The organism is Novipirellula caenicola, from assembly GCF_039545035.1.
GTDB lineage: Bacteria > Planctomycetota > Planctomycetia > Pirellulales > Pirellulaceae > Novipirellula > Novipirellula caenicola.
In genome coordinates, this window is record NZ_BAABRO010000011.1 from 202,056 (window position 1) to 221,370 (window position 19,315).

Consider the following 19,315-nt stretch of genomic DNA (forward strand, 5'->3'; position numbering starts at 1 on the left):
ATGTGGCGGTGCGAATAGACGAGATCGTTAGCGGAAATAGAACCACACGTTGCGGTTGACGAAGTCAAAAACGTCGCTGAACCAACTTCGCAATAATGTGCGGTGGCCGCAATAGACGCGTGCAGTGACATCCGCCCCGATACGGACATCCTGAGGATCAAAAACATCGGTACCGGATTGTTGACGGTTCGATCGTTGGACGCGGGCGGTTGCGTCGATCACTGCATTTTGTCGTTCGTCGATGCGCGCGGCAGTTGCAACGCTGAGTAACACTGCGGCGTAAGACCGATCGGGCTGGGTTGCCACGACAAACGTCACTGGCAGTGCAGAGGTTTGTTCAAACGATTCGAGCATCGCCCCGGCATCGCGATCCGGAATTTGAAGTTTCAGTTCCCAGGGGCCAGTTTCATCGACCACACTGAGTAGTAGATTGCCTCGCGACACCGGACGGCGGGCGAGTCGCTGTTCGAGCTGCCATCCAACCACCGTTCCCTGGATTGGGCTTTTTACGATCAAGTCCGCTTGCTGAGCCTCGATGATCGCTTGTTGAGATCGCAAGTTGGCTAGTTCGGTTTCAAGTTGCTGCTGTTCGACAGCCATACGGTCCGAAGGATTTTGTTTCGCATCGCCGCTCAGTCGAACCGCTTTGATCGACGCCAAACGCTGCAACGTCGTCTGAATTTGCCCTGCAATGGTTTCGCTGTTCCGCTGCAGGTCGGCGTTTTCAAGTTCCAGTAGCGGTAACTCGGCGGTGACGGACTGTCCATCGACGACATGCAGCGTTTTGACGACTCCGTCGACAGATGCAAACACGTGGCGTCGCTGTGTCGGTTCGAGCGAACCGGTCGCAATCACATAGTGGTCGACTTGGATGAATAGCGAGGCGATGCCGAGCATCATGGCGATCGCGATGGCAGTGATTCCCCAGACCCACTTGCCCGTGCGTTTCACGCGTCCGATCGATTTCCAAAGCGTCAATGCAAAAATGCTGTCGTGCTCGATTGCATTTCGCAGGGCCACGGCCGAGTCGCCTACGACCATCTGCATGGATGCAGTGATCGTTTCAGGGCCCTCTCCGCTGAAATACTCAGCCAATAGGACGCCAACGATTTCGCCGCGAGACGAGGTAGGATCATCCACTGGATCGTCGGACGAAAAACCGTCCGATGGCTCGTCGACAACCCGCAGCGGTAACAAAGCCGCCGATGTGGTTCCGCATTGATCGAGGTATTCGTCCAGTGGGGCTTGGATTTGCGGCGGCAGGGTTTCCGAGCCGGGAAGCATTGCCGGGCCTGGTAAAACGACGGCACGTTGGACCAATCGTTCGATGCTGCGAGTCGCGTTGCTGCGTTTATCGACCACCGCGACCCCACTGATCGCTTGAACTCGGAAATGTTTGCCACGTCGGGTAAGCACCGCGACTCGATCGCAACCGATCAAGCGTCGGCTTTCGTTGGCGATGGCCGATGCGGTCCGCGGGATCGATAGGCTGCGATGCAGATGCAGCAAGGCGGCACGTTGCGCGCGAGTCTCGTTGCCGGCAAGTTGCATCCGCGTGATGCTCGGCGACGTGTTGGTATTGGCAAACGATTCCGACGCCGATCGAGTCGACGTCTCACCCTGCGGGGACTGAATCTCGCTGTTAACATTGGATCGCTGCCAAGTGTTACCCGTTCGATCAAACGGGCCGACTGATTCGACGTAGGCGTTCAGTCGGCGAAGCGTTTCGAGTTGCTGGGCGGCTGTAGGACGCTGCCCGATACGGTGAACGATTAAGACGGCTAAACGATGAGGCGCCGACATCAATTCCACGCGGAACCCGCGAACCGTTTCCGACAGCTCGTTTTTCTCGGAAGCAGGCCCCGCAGCCGTTTCCTCGCAAACGGTTTGACGGTTCTTCCCTGATTCGAGCAAGGCGACGTCGCTGGCGGTCGGTGTCGGAGTGGCCATTTCGAGATTTTGGCGTACCGATCCGCGATCAATGCGGCTGCCGAGCGGCTCATCGGCGACCAACATCATTGGGTGGTCGTGGTCTAACGCGACGACCGCGACGATCCCCACCGCGAATTCGCTTTGCAAGTGCTGAGCCAATTGGCGAATAAATTCGTTGCGATCGCTGCAGCGTTTAGCGATCGACGTCAGCAGCGACCTCGGATCATCGTCACGAAGACGTTCGCCGAGGGTTGAGGATGGTCGCTGAGGGTTACGGGTGGAAGGGGCGTTCAACGCAGTGCCTAATCGCGGTGTCTAATAACCAATGCTTGACTTCGTCGTTACTCGTTGGTCGCGTCGCAAGATCCGAGGCTAGTTCACAATCCCGACCCAGGCGGTCTGCCTCTCGCCAATTTCAGTAAACTAGATGGACTTGGGGGCGATTGGTGAGGTCGCGTCGACTGTAGGTCTTTGTTGGATTGTACCGTTTGTAGGGTTTTGCGTGTCAATCATTGTGCCGGTTGACCGGCCGCCGCGTGGGAGGAAACGCCGTCTCGCGATGGGCGTTTAAGTTAGCTCTCGGCATCGGCCGTGGGCTTGGTCAACACCTCCGGATGACTTCTAATCGCGTCTAAAACTATCACGTGTATTTAGGAGCGATGGGCTAATGTTTTTTCTTGATGTGCTGTCTCGATTTGCCCATGTGGGCACTGCAATCACGATGGTCGGCGGAACGATGTTTTTGTTGTTTGTGTTGTTGCCGTCGTCTCAGGGGCTCGACGAGCTGCCGCGACAATCGCTCAGCAAGGCGGTCTTGGGACGCTGGAAGCGTTTTGTCCACATTGGGATTCTGCTGCTGCTGGCCAGCGGCATCTACAACTACATGCAAGCGATTCCGGGGCACAAAGGCGATGGTCTCTACCACGGCATGGTCGGCACCAAGATGATCCTCGCCTTTGTCATCTTTTTCATTGCGTCGGTGTTGGTCGGACGAAGTCCAAAGTTCGAGGGCATGCGGAACAATCGAGCGAAATGGCTTAAAGTGGTTGTCGTGTTGGCCTGTGTGATTGTGGCAATTTCGGCCTTTTTGAAGGTGCGAGGTCTGCCCAGTTAGTCTGCGAAAAATCGAGTGAGGGGGGGACGTTGTATTTTTCGACGGACCAACCGAGATATCGCGTTCCACTGCATACTTTGCGATCCCGTCGGCGTACAATCGGAGGGGTTTCGCAACGCGTGTTTCGCAGAGCGTCCCGACGGCCTACCTTTTTGAGAACCCAACCTTTCCTTCCAGCAATTTCAGGATCGATTCATGCCATTGATGTCGTTTCGGGCCAGTTTGCCCGTGGTGTTCACCATCGTATTTAGCTTTTCCATTTCCCTTGCAGAGGATTGGCCGCAGTGGCGTGGTGCCGATCGAGCCAACCGTTCGTCCGAAACCGGTTTGTTCAAGTCGTGGGGAACCAACGGGCCGTCACTGCAGTGGATGGCCGAAGGGATCGGTGAGGGGTATGCCAGCGTCTCGGTGGCTGGAGATCGAATCTACACCACTGGGAATTTTGACGACAGCCAATCGGCGGTCGCGATCGATGCAAACACCGGCGACATCCTTTGGAAACAGGCGATTGCAAGCGGGCCACCAAAACATGGCTACGAGGGAAGTCGGACCACGCCCACGGTTGACGGCAATCGTTTGTATATGGTCAGCAGCGACGGCCGCATCGTTTGTCTCAATGCAAAAGATGGCTCCGAAGTTTGGAGTCGCGACTTCAAAGATTGGAATGGCAAAATGATGAGCGGTTGGGGATTCAGTGAATCGCCGCTCGTCGATGGTGACCGCGTGGTTTGCACCCCTGGTGGATCGTCGGGTTTGGTTGTCGCGTTGAACAAAAACAATGGCGATGAAATCTGGGCATGCACACTCGCTGCGGATCAGCGAGACACCGGTGGAAAGGATGTCAAGGACGGTGCTGGCTATTCGTCGCCCGTGATCTCGCATGGCGGTGGGGTGAAACAGTACATCCAATTGGTCGGCCGCGGGTTGATCGGAGTTCGTGCAAGCGATGGTAAATTGTTGTGGCAATACAATCGAGTGGCCAACACCACCGCCAACATTCCCACTGCGATTGTCGATGGCGACTATGTCTTTACCAGCACGGGGTATGGTACCGGTTCGGCGCTCCTGAAGCTGACATCCGATGGACGTGGCGGTGTCAAGGCAAGCGAGCAGTATTGGCTCGACGGACGTGAACTCCAGAACAAACATGGCGGGATGACGCTGGTTGATGGTTACATCTATTGCGGCCATGGCAACGGCAACGGGATGCCCATCTGCGTCGAGATGGCGACAGGCGAAATCGCTTGGGGACCCGAACGCGCCGCAGGCAAAGGGGAAACCAGCTTGGTTTATGCCGATGGCCACATCCTTTATCGACGCGAAGACGGCACAATCCTGCTGACCAAAGCAACGCCGGAGAAGTTTGATGTCGTTAGTGTGATCAAGCCCGCGTTCCAGAAGGGAAAAACTTGGGCGCACCCCGTGATCGCCGATGGCAAGTTGTACCTTCGCGAGCAAGATAAATTGATGTGTTACAAGTTGAAGTAACGCGCCCTTGTAACAGGCCGACCACGTCGCCCGCAGACAGAGCATCCGCTCGGTCGCGGGCGATTCGCGTTTGAAGTCCAACGGCAAGCGTCGGTCTCTGCCGATGTCGGTTTGAGAACGCTCATTCGGGTTTGATCAGCCTACGAACTGATCGTGGCGTGGTGAGCCGCGGGCGGTAAGGCAGCGGGGGATGCGTCGAGTCGCTGCTTAAAACGAGCAGCTTACTTGGCCCAGTCGCACTCGCCATCCCACTGCGTTAATCGACCGGCCCAATCAGCGGGGGCGGTGTTCGGTTATCCGTAACGCGCGAGTTAAGTGTCCAGTGAATAAGATCAAACACATGGTTGATTTATCAAAAATTTACACTTGAGTTTGACGTTCCTGCATGCGGGGCAGTCCGCCCTAAGTGACGCTTTGTGGCGTCGAATGCTTCCTTGACGATGCCGTTTCGATTGCGGCACTCGAGACGATTTGCGGGTTTGAAAACTGCTTTGACCCGGCAAAATCGATGCTAACGCGGAAGATTTGGGAACCGCGTTTCCTCTTCGCGTAATCGCTGCCAACGATGTTTTAGAAAAACACTCTAATTCCTTCCGCGAAACCCAAAAAACGGCGATAGAAGGATAGCGGGGGGCGTATGCACGGAGGCAAAAAATGCAACAATCCGGGCGTCGGCTACCCGACGAGGTTGAATGTCGACGTCCCTTTGGGAACGCTCTTGATTGCGGGCACGGCATTTGTGTATGGTGAGGTTCTAGTCTGACGGTTCAGTCATTTCCCGAAAGGAAAGTGAACACGTCTTTTGCTCTTTTCTTGATTCATCCTGTTCGACCGGGATGATTTTGTTCACTCAGTTTTGTGACCAATGATGGTGTGTGGCGGTTGGTAGGCGACGTTTTATTTTGTAACGCTTACCAACACTCGAGTCATTTTTACAAACGCTTCATGGTTTGCATGGCTACCGGTCTATTTTTTGATCTTACTTTTCTCGCGTCCTAATATCTGTCGTTTCTGAAACCGAAGCTGAAAAAGAATGGAGGGTTCATGTACGGGACTCTGCTGGTTAGTGGCGGTGCACTCGCGTTGTCAGCGGTTGGAATTGCTGAGTCGCTATGGCATCAACGTAATCTCTCGAAGATCCCCATTAGGATCCACGTTAATGGGACTCGAGGCAAATCAAGTGTAACGCGTTTAATTGCAGCGGGATTGCGAGCGGGCGGGATACGTACGTGTGCAAAGACCACCGGTACGGTACCCCGCATGATCTTTCCCGATGGCAGTGAAGCTTCGGTGTTTCGTCCGTCGCGAGCGAACATCATGGAACAGCGACGCGTGGTGCATGCGGCCGTTCAATTGAAAGCCGAAGCGCTTGTGATTGAGTGCATGGCGCTTCAGCCTCAGCTTCAATCGATTTGCGAACTGAAATTGGTCAAGTCGACCCACGGGGTGATCACCAATGCTCGCGCTGATCACTTGGACGTGATGGGGCCGGATGTAGTCGGCGTCGCCAAGGCGTTATGCGGCACGGTTCCAGTCGACGGAAAGGTGTATACGGCCGAACAACGTCCCGAAACGTTGCAAGTGATTGCTGATGCGGCAAACGATCGCCGAAGCGAGGTGGTATCGATTCTTGACGATGCCGTACGTGAGGTGACCTGGGAAGAACTGGCTGGTTTTTCGCATATCGAACATCCTGACAACTTAGCTTTAGCACTGCAAATTTGTCGCGACCTAGGGGTTCCGCGGCATGTTGCGCTGCAGGGCATGTGGGCGGCCGACGCGGATCCCGGTGTGATGCGTTTGTTCCGGATCGCCGAACAAAACCAAGAAATGGTGTTCGTGAATGCCTTTGCCGCAAACGATCCCGAGTCGACCGGGCACAGCTGGAATACTCTGGTCCAGCGGTATGAAGGGGTCGAGCGACGGATCGCACTTTTCAATTGTCGTGAAGACCGAGTCGATCGTTCGTTGCAATTGGCCGAAGCCTGCATGCGATGGCATCCGGCGGATCACTACGTGTTATCCGGCACGGGGACCGAGGTGTTCGCACGACGTGTGATTCAGAGCGGCTTGTCGCGAGACCGATTGACCTGTGCCGAATCCCAACCGGCAACGCAGTTGGTCAACCTGTTGCGAGACCAATCGGGACGTTCATCGATGGTGATGGGGATGGGAAATATCGCCGGTCCTGGGATGGATTTATTGGACTATTTTCGCAAGGCGGATCAAATGCAACGTCTTCAGTTTGCGGATCACATTCCCGTAGGAGCGGCCTGATGAGTTTGATGGATATTGACGTCACCTTGCTTGCCATCGCGATTGGTTTGTTGATCAGTTTGGTGGTCACCGAGTTGCTAGGGCTGAGTGTCGGCGGGATGATCGTGCCGGGGTACATCGCATTGTCGCTGCATCAGCCGGTGGCAGTCATATTGACGATTCTCGCAGCGTTGATCACTTGGGGGATCGTACGGATGGTGTCCCAATGGGCGATCTTGTTTGGTCGTCGCCGCGTGGTGTTGACGGTGATGTTCGGTTTTGCGGTGGGGATGGCAATTCGTTTAGCCGCCAACGCGCTATCGATCGCGACGGTGGGCGACGCAGGCGACGACGTCGTCAGTCCGATCGTGATGATTGGATTTATCATTCCCGGTTTAATCGCATTGTGGTTTGAACGCCAAGGGTTCATTGAAACATTGTCGCCGATGATGTCATCGGCGGTCCTGGTGCGTTTGACCTTGATTCTTGTTGGCGTGGAGGTCATTGGATGAACGAGCACAACCAAAATTCCGAAGCGAGTAAAACTCCGTTTCAAGTGATGTATTGGCGGCCCAAACGGCTTTCGCGTGCGGGATTGTGGGCCGGCATGATCGTGTCGCTCTCAGGGATGGCACTGGTGCAATTTTGGCCGGCAAAGGTTTCACCGGAACATCGCGAACCCTTGATTGCCGCAGCGTCAAAAGCCGAATCGGCACTGAAAGTGATCTCCGACGTCCATCAACAGCAAGGGCTTCCGGCGGTCGCCAAGTTGGATCCGCAACGATCGCACTTGATCGGTCCTTCGATGACGCTTGTGACCAGCAAACTAGGCTCGCTCGAGTCGAAACAGACATCGATCAATCCCAATTTTGCCGCCGTGGTGGTGAAATGGTTTGAAGAGGCCGGCGTCAAGCCGGGCGATCGGGTGGCGATCGGTGCAAGCGGTTCGTGGCCGGCACTGAATATCGCGGTCTATGCGGCCGCCGAGACGTTGCAGTTAAAACCGACCATCATCTTGTCGGCAGCCTCGAGCCAGTACGGTGCGAACCGGCCGGAAATGATGTGGGTCGATATGGAAAAACATTTGCATGACGCCAACCTGATTTCGTTCCGTGCAAAAGCAGGGACCTACGGCGGGTTGTATGATCGGGCTTCGGGAATGCCCGAGCAGACGCGACAATTGCTCGCCGATGCAATGGAACGCAACGGGGTTCCAATGCTGTCGTCCACCGGTTTGCGGGATTTGATCGATGAACGGATGGCGTTGTATGAATCGGAAATCCAATCCGACTCGTATGCGGCCTACGTGAACATTGGTGGCGGATCGGCGTCGATTGGTGGCACCGAGGGCAACGAACGATGGGCACCTGGCGTGCACACCGACGTCGCGGACGACCAACCGCTGCCGAACTGTGTTGCAGCGCGAATGTTGGCCAAGAACGTGCCCGTGATCAATGTCGTCGACGCTAAATCGATTGCCGAGCAATATGCGATGCCGATCGCACCGGCGGTCCATCCGGCGGTGGGAGAGTGCGACGTTTTTGGTCGAGCCGTCTACCGCCGTTCGTTGGCGGGTGTCGTGATGGGATTGACTTGGTTGATGATGGCCATCACCGTGGCACCGGGACTCGTTTTGCATCCGCTGCGATCGTGGCAAGCGTGGCGTAAACCGGCGGGCGATCCCTGCGAAACGTCGTCGATGCCCAAGCACGTCGAGCTGATGATTTGATGATGACGCGTTACGTGGTCACAAGGAAAATTCATCGGCGGGGGGCCGCAGCACCAAGCGGGGTCAACCTTCGCCCACTTGGATGTTTTTGATCATGACAATTTCGTTTCCCGATTCGTTGAAACGAACTTCGTCCATGAACGATCGGATTAGAACCAGCCCACGTCCCTCTTTGGCATCGGTCACATCATCGGTATGGTTTTCGAGATACGACTCGGTATCAAATCCCTTGCCCTCGTCGCTGACGATAAAGGCGAGTTGTTCGCGGCCTAGGTGAGCCCGGAAAATCACGCGGCGATCACCGTAGGGCGACTCCGAGCGTCTTTTTTCGATAAAGGTTAACTCATTTGCAACGTGCAGTTCTTCGTCCTGCAATTGTTCCTCGTGACTGATCTCTAGATTGCCTCGGATCATGGCATTCAGTATCGCTTGTTCAATCGCCATGCCGATCCGAGCACGCGTCACTTTGTCACAAAGGTGGATGCCGCCGACCATTTGTTGCATCAGATTGACCAGCGGCGGCACCAAGTCGGGATTGTTTTCGAGGGTGAATTGAAATTGGTTGTAGTCCAGGCGATCGATAAGGTGCTGGTAGCTCATCGAAGTGTCAAGCAATCCGAGCACGTGCTCAATCGATCCCAGCAATTGCTCATCGACAACCGACTTGGGAAGGTAGGCGGCGGCGCCATCAAGCAACGCTTGGGCGGCAAGTTCTTCACTACCTTGACCTGTGATCAAGATCACGGGGACCGATGCATATTGGGCGCGAATGGCCTGGACCAGTTCAAGCCCGTTCATGTTGGGCATCTGCATGTCGGTGACAACAATGTCCGGAAGTTGCTCGCTCATCATCGCGAGCGCCTTGGCACCGTCGGTGGCCACTATCACTTCATGTGAGTCTTCTTCGAGAAGAGCACGCAGCATGATGACTTGAGTGGGGCTGTCTTCTGCTAATAGAACACGCGACATCGTGCTTTCCATAATTTAGGGCCTTGTCGGGGTGTTTGGTTTACCGCCGCAGTACTGGAAATTGTAAAGGCACAAGACGAGCCAAGATAGTTCGCAATCGAAAATCCCGGCGACATCCACGCTACCTCTGCTTCGTTTGCAATCTTCCCAACGTGCGATTTGAAGTGTTATTTGACTGCGTTGCTGAGAAACTCGTTGGTTTCGCCAAGGGTGTCTCGGAGCAATTGATGAAGCCGCTGCTGATCGGCATCGACGTTATCGAATTGGTTGTTTTTCGCTGCCTTTTCGATTTCCATCGTGCACTCGGACAATTGAGTGGCACCAATCGCCATCGAAGCCCCTTTGAGTGTGTGTGTTGAACTTTTCAGCAAGTCGACATTGCGATCGTTGATCGCTTTGTCAATTTGCTCGATCAACGTTTCGCTTTCTTCAGCAAACGCTTTGAACAATTCGGCAATCAGTGGCGGGTTGTTTCCAATCGTGTTGTAGAGTTTGTCCCAATCAATCCAAGTGGCCGAATCGGTTTGCGTTTCGCTGTCATCGTCCGCCGCGGTTTCGGTGGCTAACGCGGTTTCGGTGGCTGGCGTGGTATCCGTGGCTGCCGCGTCATCGTAAGCGGCTCTCGAATCGGCTGTGTTTTCGCCGTCGGATTGCTGAGATTGTTGTGCTTGTTCGGCTTGCTGTGCTTGTTCACAAATCTCTTGATTTGAAGACTCGGCTTCGTCGGGAGGAATTTGGAAATCCGTTCGGTTTAGAACGAGCGCGAGTTTTTCGAACAGATTGGCGATCCGAATGGGTTTGGGAACATACTCGTCCATCCCCGCTTCGAGACAACCTTCGCGATCTCCCTTCATCGCATGCGCGGTCATGGCAATGATCGGAACATGGGCCCCGGTTGACTGTTCGGCTTCGCGGATTTTCTTTGCCGCCGTCAATCCATCCATCTCAGGCATCTGTACATCCATCAAGACAACGTCATAGGTGTTTTTGCGGACCGCATCGACCGCTTGTTGTCCGTCACCCACGACGGTGACCTTGTGGTTGTATTTTGTCAGCACGCCGACGGCCAGTTTTTGGTTCACGACATTGTCTTCGGCGAGCAGGATATTCAGCGGACGCAGGTCAAACACTTCGCCGCGATGTTGTTCGTGATGATCTTCGGTCACATTGACGCCAAGGGCGCGGACGACCGAATCGAACAGTTCGGATTGTTTGACCGGTTTCATCAAGCGGTCGGTGACTCGATATTCGCTTCGCCGTTTTTTGTCGCCGAGTCGTCCGCCGGATGTCAGCATGATGATCGGCATGTCATCAATGCCCTGTTCATTGCGAACGCGTTTGGCAAATTCGAACCCATCTTGTTCGGGCATGTTGACGTCGGCGATGGTCAATCCAAATGGGGCCTCAGTATCGATTGCTGCTTTGATTTCCGTGATGGCTTCTTCGGTGCCGCTGGCCAATGTCGGATGCATGCCCCAATTGGTCAGCATTTCGTGCAAGATCAAGCGATTGGTTTCGTTGTCATCGACGACAAGGACACGGGTGCCGCCAACGACGACCATGCCACGTTGGTTCATCGTTTGCACATCTTCGTCGGCGATTTCCAGTCGGATGGTAAAGAAGAATTGGCTGCCCACGCCGACTTCGCTTTCGACCCAAATGGTGCCTCCCATCATGGCCACAAGTTTCGAAGAGATCGCGAGCCCCAACCCGGTGCCGCCATAACGCCGTGTCGTCGACGTATCGACTTGTTCAAATTCGTTGAACACGGATTCGCACTTGTGCTCGGGGATGCCGATTCCGGTATCACGAACACAGACGCACAATTCAATCTCGTCGTCGGTTTTTGATTTCAGTTCAACGTCCACCACGACTTCGCCGTGTTCGGTGAACTTGATCGAATTTCCTACTAGATTGATCAACACTTGGCGAATGCGTCCCGCGTCACCGACGACGTAGGGAGGGATTTCGGGAGCGACACGAAATGCAAGTTCGAGTCCTTTGGAGTGCGCGCGAACGGCCAACGTTTTCATCGTGTCGCCGAGCGTTTCACGCAGATCAAACGGCATGCTGTCGATATCGAGCATGCCCGCTTCGATCTTTGAGAAATCAAGAACGTCGTTGATGATCGCCAGCAACGAATCGCCGGATTCGCCAACCATTTTCAAATAGCCACGCTGGGTTGCATCCAGCTTGGTATCGAGCAATAGTTCGGTCATGCCGATGATCGCGTTCATCGGCGTGCGGATCTCGTGGCTCATGTTGGCCAGGAAATCGCTTTTGGCCCGATTGGCTGCATCGGCCGTTTCCATGGCGGTTCGCAGTTCTTCGGAGGCGATTTTCCGTGCGGTGATGTCACGTCCGATTCCGACGATGCCAGCGATGTCGCCGTTTTCGTCACGCAGCGGAACCTTGGTCGTCAACAACCAACGCTTGTTTCCTTCGGCATCCAGCGATGACTCTTCTTGATCAATCAACGGAATGCCCGAGCGGACCACGTTTTGGTCATCGGTAACGTAATTGCAGGCCAATTCAGGCGGCAGGAAATCGTAATCGGTTTTGCCGACAACCTCTTCGACGCTGTTCAGATTCAGCATTTTCACTAGCGCCGTGTTGCCGGTGACGAAGCGTCCGAAGCGGTCTTTGACATAGATCAAATCGGGAATGTTGTTGGTGATCGTTTTCAACAGATCTCGCTCGCGTGCCAATTCCAATTCCGCTCGCATTTGTTGCGTCACATCCCGCGATATGCCGAATGTCCCGATGATTTCTCCGTTCGGGTTTCGTAGCGGCAATTTGGTGGTCGAGCACCATGTATCCTCACGGTCCGGCCACGTTTCACGTTCGACTTTGGCAACCATCGCCTCGCCGGTCTTCATGATATGCCGTTCGTCCGCCAAGGCATTACGGGCATGTTCGATTCCAAAGAAGTCGGCGTCCGATTTTCCAATCGCTTCGGCTGGATCGGCTAGTTGGAACAATTGGGCATGAGCACGACTGATGCGGATAAACCGGCTTTGCTTGTCTTTAAAGTAAATTGCATCGGGAACATTTTCCAGCAACGTGTCCATCAGGAACCGTGTTTGTTGAAGTTCAAACTCGGTTGCTTTTTGGCTGCTGACGTCCCAGAAAATCACCTGGATCCCCACCACCGCTCCTTTGGAGTTGAGGGTGGGTAATTTGAGGACCTCGACGTAAACGGTGCTACCATCGGCGGTGCGATTCTCTTCGACCAAGTGTTCGGGTTTGCCGCTCTCCATTACCGCTTGGTCATTGTCCACATACGATTTTGCCAGTTCGGCGGGGTAGAGATCGAAATCGGTTTTACCCACGATCTCCTCGAGCGTTTTGCCGAGCGTCCTGCAAAAGTTTTCGTTGGCATATTGAATCCGTCCCCGTTTGTCCTTGCGAGTGACGTTCAGTTGCACATGCTCGCGTAACGTTTGGTGTTTGCTGACGGATTCCAATGAGGTGGGCAGCGAGAAATCTTTGGGCGAAATGATCTGCGCGATGGCATCAATTCGCGTGGGATGACCATCGGCGTTGTTGGCCACGGTCAATTGCTCGTCAAGCCAAGTGATCTCGCCTAACGAGTCGACCACACGATATTTATGCCGCAGCGTGCCCTCTTCGAGCACGTTGACCATGTTGCGGCGGACTTCGATTCGATCTTCGGTGTAAATCGCACGCTGCCGCAGTTCGATCGGCTTGGACGGCTGGTAGGAAATATTGAAGACTTTTTCGGCAGCCCGGTTCAAATAGAGCAGCAGATTGCCATCGACGGTCGAGGACCACACCACATCCGAAACTCGGTCCATGATCGCTCGAACCGAAGGATCAAACGGCTCTAGTGCCGTCGCGGACCGAAGGGCATGGTCATTCATATTGCAGCCTGTTTGGGAATGAGTAGGCCCTCATTTTAACTGGTTCGAATCCGTGCCGCAGCTTTAGAACTGGGAAATGGCGACAAGAACTCAATTCCACTGCCCAACGGCAGTCTGCCCCTATTCTTAGCGGCTGCGAACCAAGCGACTGCGATCAATTTCGAGTCGCTGAATCGTGGCGGCCGCGTCGCCGAGAAAACGTTCCGCATCGACGGGATAACCCGCGGTCGGACGCAGGATTTGTCCTTCGGTTGCGTGTTTTTGGAAATAGCAATTGAAGGCATTCATGCATAGTTCCCGCAGGTATTTCGCATGAATCGACGACATGGCGACCGGCGGAAACGAGTCGCCTTTGACCGTAAAGCGAATCTGGATTGTGCGGTGATCCGAAACCAATTCATAGATGCTTTCGCGTCGCGATTCGCTGATGATGCGAAGCGCAGCGTCCGGCCAAATATGCTGTAACACCGCCCCGTAAAATTGACGTCCGCCGTGCCGATCGCAATAGACAAGGATGTTCGGTTCAGCATCGCTGGGATCCGAGCGGACGGATGTGTCCAGCGGCGGGTCGATAAGATCGGCGATCAACCGAAGACTGGTGTCCGAGAGTAGATCCGATTTGTTGAATCCGCGGTCAATGATTTGGTTGAATTTTTCAGCCGTGACAATCCGCGTTGCGACCTGGGTCAACAAGGCACCGTTTTTTTGCCAGTGATCGATGACCGGTTGCGCGTCGCTGCGAGAAACAAACGGAGCCGATTGCAGATTCCGCAGCCAAGCGGGGTGTTTTAACGCGGTCCCCTCGCGAGTGGCGATCTTTTTTAGCCACGGTTTTAGCTTCAGCTCGCCATCACCGCACCAAGCTTTACAAACACTGACGACCGCGTGTAAGACCGCCAATGGATCATGGCTACGCGATTGAAACAGTTTCTTGGAATCGTCGACGACAAGTTTCAGGTCGCCGAAACGGACGGGATCCGACAGCGGAGCAAAAAAGGCGGCGATCGCCGCGTCGGTCGACGCGAGTGATCGGTCGGGATCGATCACGCCATCAAGCAATTGCCATGCCGTCGCTGTCACCACCAGCGGGCCTAGTTTCGGACCGTACCCGGCCTCGTCCACCGCGATCAGCAACATGAGAAAAAATAGGGAGAGAGAGCAAAGGGACAGGCGATATGCATCGATCGATCAATCGTCAGCTCGATCAGTTCGATCACGAATACAAAAGTGTGCCGCGTTTTTCGCGATAGCTCAAGGTGGCGATGCGATGGACGCGGCGGCGGAGGATCGATCGACTCCGTCTCGATGGACGCAATGTTGGCCCCAAGACGGCCCGATGCAGTGGATTCAGTGTGAGTCCATCAAGCGTGAGCCCGTCCATCCGCATGACCGTCCATCAAGGATTCAGCGTGATCTGATTGCCGGTAGACGGTCGCAGATCGACACGAGATTCAGGCACGGGAAGTTCTAACCAATCGGTGATCAACAAACGCTGTACGATCGGTTCTTCGAGGTGTTTGCCGATAATTTCCATCATCCGATCACGAAGTTCGCTCTGCTCGGGGTCTCGCAGCCACGTCGTGTCGACTTGACGCAATAGATGTTCGGCTTCCTCGTGGATTTCCATGGTTTGTTGCGAAAGCAGTTCGCGACCGACGTGGCGGCGCGAGGGATCAAGCACTGCATGCAGCTGAAACTGATAGACTCGGGAGGGATCCGATACGTTTTGGAAACGGTAACGCCCCATATCGAACGTGTTCGATTCGATGTTTTGCAACCGCGCGACTCGGCTACGGACATAGCCGATCACCGCCGCATGGACGACGACAATGGCTAAGATCAACGCGGCTGCCCAGTATCGACGAAAGAAGCTCACGGCCTAGTTCTCTTGCACTATTGAATCGACGGAAATGATCTACCCCGTTTTGCCCTTCGCCGGGATCGCGATCGCGTATGATCGTGGATTCGGTGGGCTCTTAACGTTTTGAACGATCGTGCGGCTTGTTCGGTGTCTCGGGTTCTCCGTCACACCGAATCATCGCACGATCATTAAAACGATAGGTTAGAAATAGTGCTCTACACGCAATTGTCAAAAAAATGACCGCGCCGCCCCCTCCTGCCGCCGACGCTGTGAATAAGTCCGATGCGATCAAACCCGTCACGGTGCTCGTTTGCGCCAGCCCCAAAGCAGGCCGAGGGCAAGGACGCGAGGAAATTCCCAAGCTGGTTGCGAGCTTGAACGAACATGGCATCAAAGCGATCGCGACCGATTCGATTGAAGTGATACGCCAGCACATTTTGCGGTTCCAGTCGAACTCGGATCATTCGCTGATCTTGGTCGCTTGTGGGGGGGATGGCACCATCAGTTTGTTAGCCGATTTGGCCACACCGGAAATCCCGATCGTGCCAATGCCGATGGGAACCGAGAACCTGTTGGCCCGGCATTTCGGGTTTTCCGGCAATGCGGATGACGTGGTCCAAACAATTCTCCAAGGGCATGACTTTCGCATCGACGCGGGCTCGGCCAACGGTCGGTTGTTCTTGGTGATGGCCTCGTGCGGCTTCGACGCCGAGGTCGTCCGAGATGTCCATTTGCGACGGCGAGGCCACATCCAACGGCTGAGCTACCTGCGTCCGATCCTTCGCGCGATGTCACGTTACCGATTTCCGAAAATTGATTTGCGGATCGAGTCCGATGAGAACGTCTCGAATGACGCTGGCGAATCGCACCGCGACGCCATCAAGCCAGCTGCTGAACCGGCGGTACCAATGCCGGTCGCTCCGGTGACGGATGCCGCGGCGGCAGATTCGCCGGCATCCACCTCTGAGCCTGAGTCGTCTGCCCCCGATTCCTCTGGGCCCGATTCTTCTGAGCCCAATTTGTCGTGGCAACCTTGTTGGGCGATGGTGTTCAACATTCCTTGTTATGGCGGCGGGCTTCGCATCGAACCCGATGCGATCGAGAATGATTGCTTGCTCGACGTGATCACGTTTTATCAGGGGACGATTCTGAGCGGATTACGCTACGTTGCGGGAATTTTCACAGGTCGCCATCTCGGTTTCGCGGACGTCCGACGCCAACGAGCCCGTCGTGTGGTGATGACATCGAAATCGCGGGTGGCTTACCAATTGGATGGAGACTATGTCGGTCGTTTACCGCTGGAAATCAGGACGCTGCCAGGCCGTGTTTGCTTGCGAATGCCCGTCACCGCCGATTTTTCGGGGCGATTGTCGAAACCAGCGTGATTGCCGATGATACAGGCATGAGCAACTTATCCCCAAACAACCCTGTCGCCTCTGTATCGGTCGGTCCTTACCAATGCGGGCCGGGCCAACCCCTTCTGTTGATCGCGGGGCCCTGCGTCCTGCAGACCAAAGAGCTTGCGTTTTCGATCGCGGATGAGTTGGCGGCGCTGCAGCAGCGTGCCGACGTCAACGTGGTTTTCAAGGCTTCCTTTGACAAGGCGAATCGGACCAGCGTTAATGCAAAACGCGGTCCGGGCATCGACGAAGGGCTGCGGATGCTCGAACAAGTCCATCAGCATTGCGGGCTGCCGGTGACCACGGACGTCCATTTGCCCGATCAAGTCGACGCGGTGGCCGAGGTGTGTGCGCTGCTGCAAATCCCCGCTTTTCTAGCTCGGCAAACCGATCTTGTCGTCGCGGCTGCCAAAACCGGCCGCCCGCTGAATGTGAAAAAGGGGCAGTTTATGGCTCCTGAGGACATGCGGTATGTCGTCGAAAAGGTTCACGCCAGCGGTGATGGGGGCGTGATGCTGTGCGAACGCGGCACCTTTTTTGGCTACGGACGGTTGGTCAATGACATGCAGTCGCTGCCGATCATGCGGTCGCTCGGCGTGCCGGTGGTTTTTGACGCCACGCACAGCGTCCAGCGGCCTGGTGGTCTGGGCGGCGCTACAGGGGGAAATCGAGAAATGGTCGAACCTTTGGCACGGGCTGCCGTAGCAATCGGTATCGACGCCGTCTTTTTTGAAACGCATCCAGATCCTGAGACCTCTCCCAGCGACGGGCCCAATATGATTCCATTGGACGCGTTTGGACCGATGATGGATCGTTTGCTCAGGCTCCGCGCGGCCTGTGCTGAAATCTCGGCCTAAAGCATCCCCTGTTCAAAACCACCTATGGCCTCACAAACTCGCTCGTTCAAGCGATATCGAACTTTCGTTTCGCCGCTTCGCATCGTCCGTTTCGCGATTGCCCCACTGTTGCTGCTGGCGGTGATCGGTTGTAGTGACGACGCGAGCGTTGTGCAAAAAATCCAGGTTCAACGTCAAGCACGGCTACAAACCGAGACAAAACAGGACCATTTGGGTGAAGTCCACAGCTTGCTAACTCGTTTGATCGAGTTGAATCAGGACGAATCACGTCGGCAAATCACCTATCATCTGAACCGTTGGCTCGAATCGGTTCCGATGTCCGACAACGCTGCGAAGCCGGAGTTGTTGAAAACCATTTCGGATTTGTTGCCCAGCGAACGCGTCGACGAACTTGTGCTCGGAGACCGATTTCAACGCTCCGACGTCAGCCATCTGCGTGATGCCTACCTGTTTGGGGCGATCGCTAAATGGGTCGATTCACCGCAAAGCGACGATCCGCTGTTGACGACATGGTTGGCCGATCAAGAGCAGAAATTAGGTGCAGACGAAGCGAACCGGCTGCGGACGGCATGTCGCTTCTTTGATTGGACGATTCGCAATGTGGCGCTCGAACCATTTGTGGCTCCGCCTGCGTTACAGATCACGCCACCTGAATTGCCGCTGGGCATGGTTTTCCAAGGCGCCGGTTATCGACAAACCGATTACGAGAGTGTTTGGCGGGGGACGGGCGACGCACTGCAGCGAACCGGCGTGTTCACGCAATTGTGTCGCCAGGCCGGAATCACCGCAGCCATGTTGGCGATCCAGTCGACGGAAACCGGCCAATTGAAACCGTGGGCCGTCGGCGTTTTGGTCGGTGAGAATGTCTACTTGTTCGAACCCGCGTTGGGCATTTTTGTTCCTGGCCCCGATCAAATCGGGATCGCCACGTTGGCCCAGGCTCGCACCGACGCGGCCGTGATGCGTCGGCTGAATATCCCCGGCTTCTACGACTATCCCTTCAGCAAGCAAGACGTTCAGCAGAACATTGCGTTGTTGAATGTGTTGCCGGTCGGGATCAGTTCACGCATGCGACATTTGGAATCCAGGTTGGCAGGCGATCGTCGAATGACAGTCTATACCGATGTGGATCAAGTCGCAGAGCGGCTGGATGCGGCGGCTGGGATTGCCGGCGTTCGTATTTGGGAGGTGCCGATTTTAGCCGAGGTCTACCATGCGGCGCTCGAGCAAGCGGCCCAGCGAGATCCACTGCTTGGGTTTTGGTATTTCTCGCGATGGGCGATCATGGATGCCGACGTTGAATCGTCGCGACTGTTTTCCTTAGCGCGATGGCGACATTTGCACGGCCAATTTGACAATGATGACGAAGCGAGTCAAAAAGGGGCTCGGCCGCTTTACCTGAGCCAGCGTAAACCTGAATTCGAGATTGCCGATCTTCGTATCGATGTCGATCTGCAAAAGGCTTACGGGATCCGACGCGAATTAGGAATGGCACCCGAAGTGTATGATCGTCAAGTCCAGCAGGCTCAAGCGATGATCCGGCTCGGTAAACAAACCGCAACCTATTGGCTTAGTTTGATTCAATACGACGATGGGCGTTACGACACTGCGGAAACGTGGTTCCGTAAACGAGTGCTCGACGATTCTCAACTATCACATTGGTCCCCTGCCGCTCGCTATAACCTGGGTCGCACGATTGAACATCTTGAAAAGGATGATCAAGCCGTTGAGCTTTACAAGCACACGGGCGACATCCAGGAACACGGCAATCGAATCCGCGCTCGTTTGATTCAAAAATCCGAATCCGACTGAGGTCGGTTGCCGC

At 55.1% G+C, this 19,315-nt stretch carries 13 protein-coding genes; 8 read left to right on the forward strand and 5 right to left on the reverse strand.

Features of this window, described 5'->3' with window-relative positions:
* Window positions 1-27: 27 nt before the first annotated feature.
* Complete coding sequence (locus tag ABEA92_RS20140) at window positions 28-2,226, reverse strand: efflux RND transporter periplasmic adaptor subunit (RefSeq protein WP_345685645.1); 2,199 nt, start codon at window positions 2,224-2,226, stop codon at window positions 28-30.
* A gap of 373 nt (window positions 2,227-2,599) precedes the next feature.
* Between ABEA92_RS20140 and ABEA92_RS20145 the strand changes: the two genes are divergently transcribed.
* From ABEA92_RS20145 to pgsW, 5 genes are all read left to right on the forward strand, one after another.
* Complete coding sequence (locus tag ABEA92_RS20145) at window positions 2,600-3,046, forward strand: hypothetical protein (protein ID WP_345685646.1); 447 nt, start codon at window positions 2,600-2,602, stop codon at window positions 3,044-3,046.
* 195 nt (window positions 3,047-3,241) lie between these two features.
* Window positions 3,242-4,534: a PQQ-binding-like beta-propeller repeat protein gene (locus tag ABEA92_RS20150; protein WP_345685647.1), complete on the forward strand. Its 1,293-nt coding sequence runs from the start codon at window positions 3,242-3,244 to the stop codon at window positions 4,532-4,534.
* Between the two features lie 1,044 nt (window positions 4,535-5,578).
* A complete protein-coding gene (gene pgsB / locus ABEA92_RS20155; protein ID WP_345685648.1) occupies window positions 5,579-6,811 on the forward strand; it encodes a poly-gamma-glutamate synthase PgsB in 1,233 nt (410 codons plus the stop codon).
* The gene (pgsC, locus tag ABEA92_RS20160) at window positions 6,811-7,302 is read left to right on the forward strand and encodes a poly-gamma-glutamate biosynthesis protein PgsC (RefSeq protein ID WP_345685649.1); all 492 of its coding nucleotides are present in this window, start codon (window positions 6,811-6,813) and stop codon (window positions 7,300-7,302) included. The genes pgsB and pgsC overlap by 1 nt, the downstream gene beginning before the upstream one ends.
* Window positions 7,299-8,519, forward strand: coding sequence for a poly-gamma-glutamate system protein (gene pgsW / locus ABEA92_RS20165; RefSeq protein WP_345685650.1), 1,221 nt, complete (start codon window positions 7,299-7,301; stop codon window positions 8,517-8,519). Before pgsC ends, pgsW begins: the two co-directional genes overlap by 4 nt.
* Window positions 8,520-8,582: 63 nt before the next feature.
* Here the strand turns inward: pgsW and ABEA92_RS20170 are convergent, their stop codons facing one another.
* The 4 genes from ABEA92_RS20170 to ABEA92_RS20185 all read right to left on the reverse strand — a co-directional run bounded on the left by ABEA92_RS20170 (window position 8,583) and on the right by ABEA92_RS20185 (window position 15,248).
* Window positions 8,583-9,488, reverse strand: coding sequence for a response regulator (locus ABEA92_RS20170; RefSeq protein ID WP_345685651.1), 906 nt, complete (start codon window positions 9,486-9,488; stop codon window positions 8,583-8,585).
* A gap of 167 nt (window positions 9,489-9,655) precedes the next feature.
* A complete protein-coding gene (locus tag ABEA92_RS20175) occupies window positions 9,656-13,372 on the reverse strand; it encodes a PAS domain-containing protein (protein WP_345685652.1) in 3,717 nt (1,238 codons plus the stop codon).
* Window positions 13,373-13,498: 126 nt separating this feature from the next.
* Window positions 13,499-14,509, reverse strand: a complete 1,011-nt coding sequence (locus ABEA92_RS20180) for a hypothetical protein (RefSeq protein ID WP_345685653.1) — start codon at window positions 14,507-14,509, stop codon at window positions 13,499-13,501.
* A 259-nt stretch (window positions 14,510-14,768) separates the two neighbouring features.
* Window positions 14,769-15,248, reverse strand: coding sequence for a hypothetical protein (locus ABEA92_RS20185; protein ID WP_345685654.1), 480 nt, complete (start codon window positions 15,246-15,248; stop codon window positions 14,769-14,771).
* A 254-nt stretch (window positions 15,249-15,502) separates the two neighbouring features.
* Here ABEA92_RS20185 and ABEA92_RS20190 point away from each other — a divergent pair, with 254 nt between their 5' ends.
* From ABEA92_RS20190 to ABEA92_RS20200, 3 genes are read left to right on the forward strand one after another with little or no spacing between them, the layout of a single operon-like run.
* On the forward strand, window positions 15,503-16,618 hold the full coding sequence (locus tag ABEA92_RS20190; protein WP_345685655.1) for a diacylglycerol/lipid kinase family protein: 1,116 nt from the start codon (window positions 15,503-15,505) through the stop codon (window positions 16,616-16,618).
* Between the two features lie 17 nt (window positions 16,619-16,635).
* Entirely contained in the window at window positions 16,636-17,490 is an 855-nt protein-coding gene (kdsA, locus tag ABEA92_RS20195; RefSeq protein WP_345685656.1) for a 3-deoxy-8-phosphooctulonate synthase, read from the forward strand.
* Window positions 17,491-17,514: 24 nt separating this feature from the next.
* Entirely contained in the window at window positions 17,515-19,302 is a 1,788-nt protein-coding gene (locus ABEA92_RS20200; RefSeq protein ID WP_345685657.1) for a tetratricopeptide repeat protein, read from the forward strand.
* Window positions 19,303-19,315 lie beyond the last annotated feature (13 nt).

Excerpts from the sequence above, each read along its gene's own strand:
- ABEA92_RS20145 (WP_345685646.1), top strand. The coding sequence starts at position 2,600 with ATGTTTTTTCTTGATGTGCTGTCTCGATTTGCCCATGTGGGCACTGCA.
- ABEA92_RS20150 (WP_345685647.1), top strand. The coding sequence starts at position 3,242 with ATGCCATTGATGTCGTTTCGGGCCAGTTTGCCCGTGGTGTTCACCATC.
- pgsB (WP_345685648.1), top strand. The coding sequence starts at position 5,579 with ATGTACGGGACTCTGCTGGTTAGTGGCGGTGCACTCGCGTTGTCAGCG.
- pgsC (WP_345685649.1), top strand. The coding sequence starts at position 6,811 with ATGAGTTTGATGGATATTGACGTCACCTTGCTTGCCATCGCGATTGGT.
- pgsW (WP_345685650.1), top strand. The coding sequence starts at position 7,299 with ATGAACGAGCACAACCAAAATTCCGAAGCGAGTAAAACTCCGTTTCAA.
- ABEA92_RS20170 (WP_345685651.1), bottom strand. The coding sequence starts at position 9,488 with ATGTCGCGTGTTCTATTAGCAGAAGACAGCCCCACTCAAGTCATCATG.
- ABEA92_RS20175 (WP_345685652.1), bottom strand. The coding sequence starts at position 13,372 with ATGAATGACCATGCCCTTCGGTCCGCGACGGCACTAGAGCCGTTTGAT.
- ABEA92_RS20180 (WP_345685653.1), bottom strand. The coding sequence starts at position 14,509 with ATGTTGCTGATCGCGGTGGACGAGGCCGGGTACGGTCCGAAACTAGGC.
- kdsA (WP_345685656.1), top strand. The coding sequence starts at position 16,636 with ATGAGCAACTTATCCCCAAACAACCCTGTCGCCTCTGTATCGGTCGGT.
- ABEA92_RS20200 (WP_345685657.1), top strand. The coding sequence starts at position 17,515 with ATGGCCTCACAAACTCGCTCGTTCAAGCGATATCGAACTTTCGTTTCG.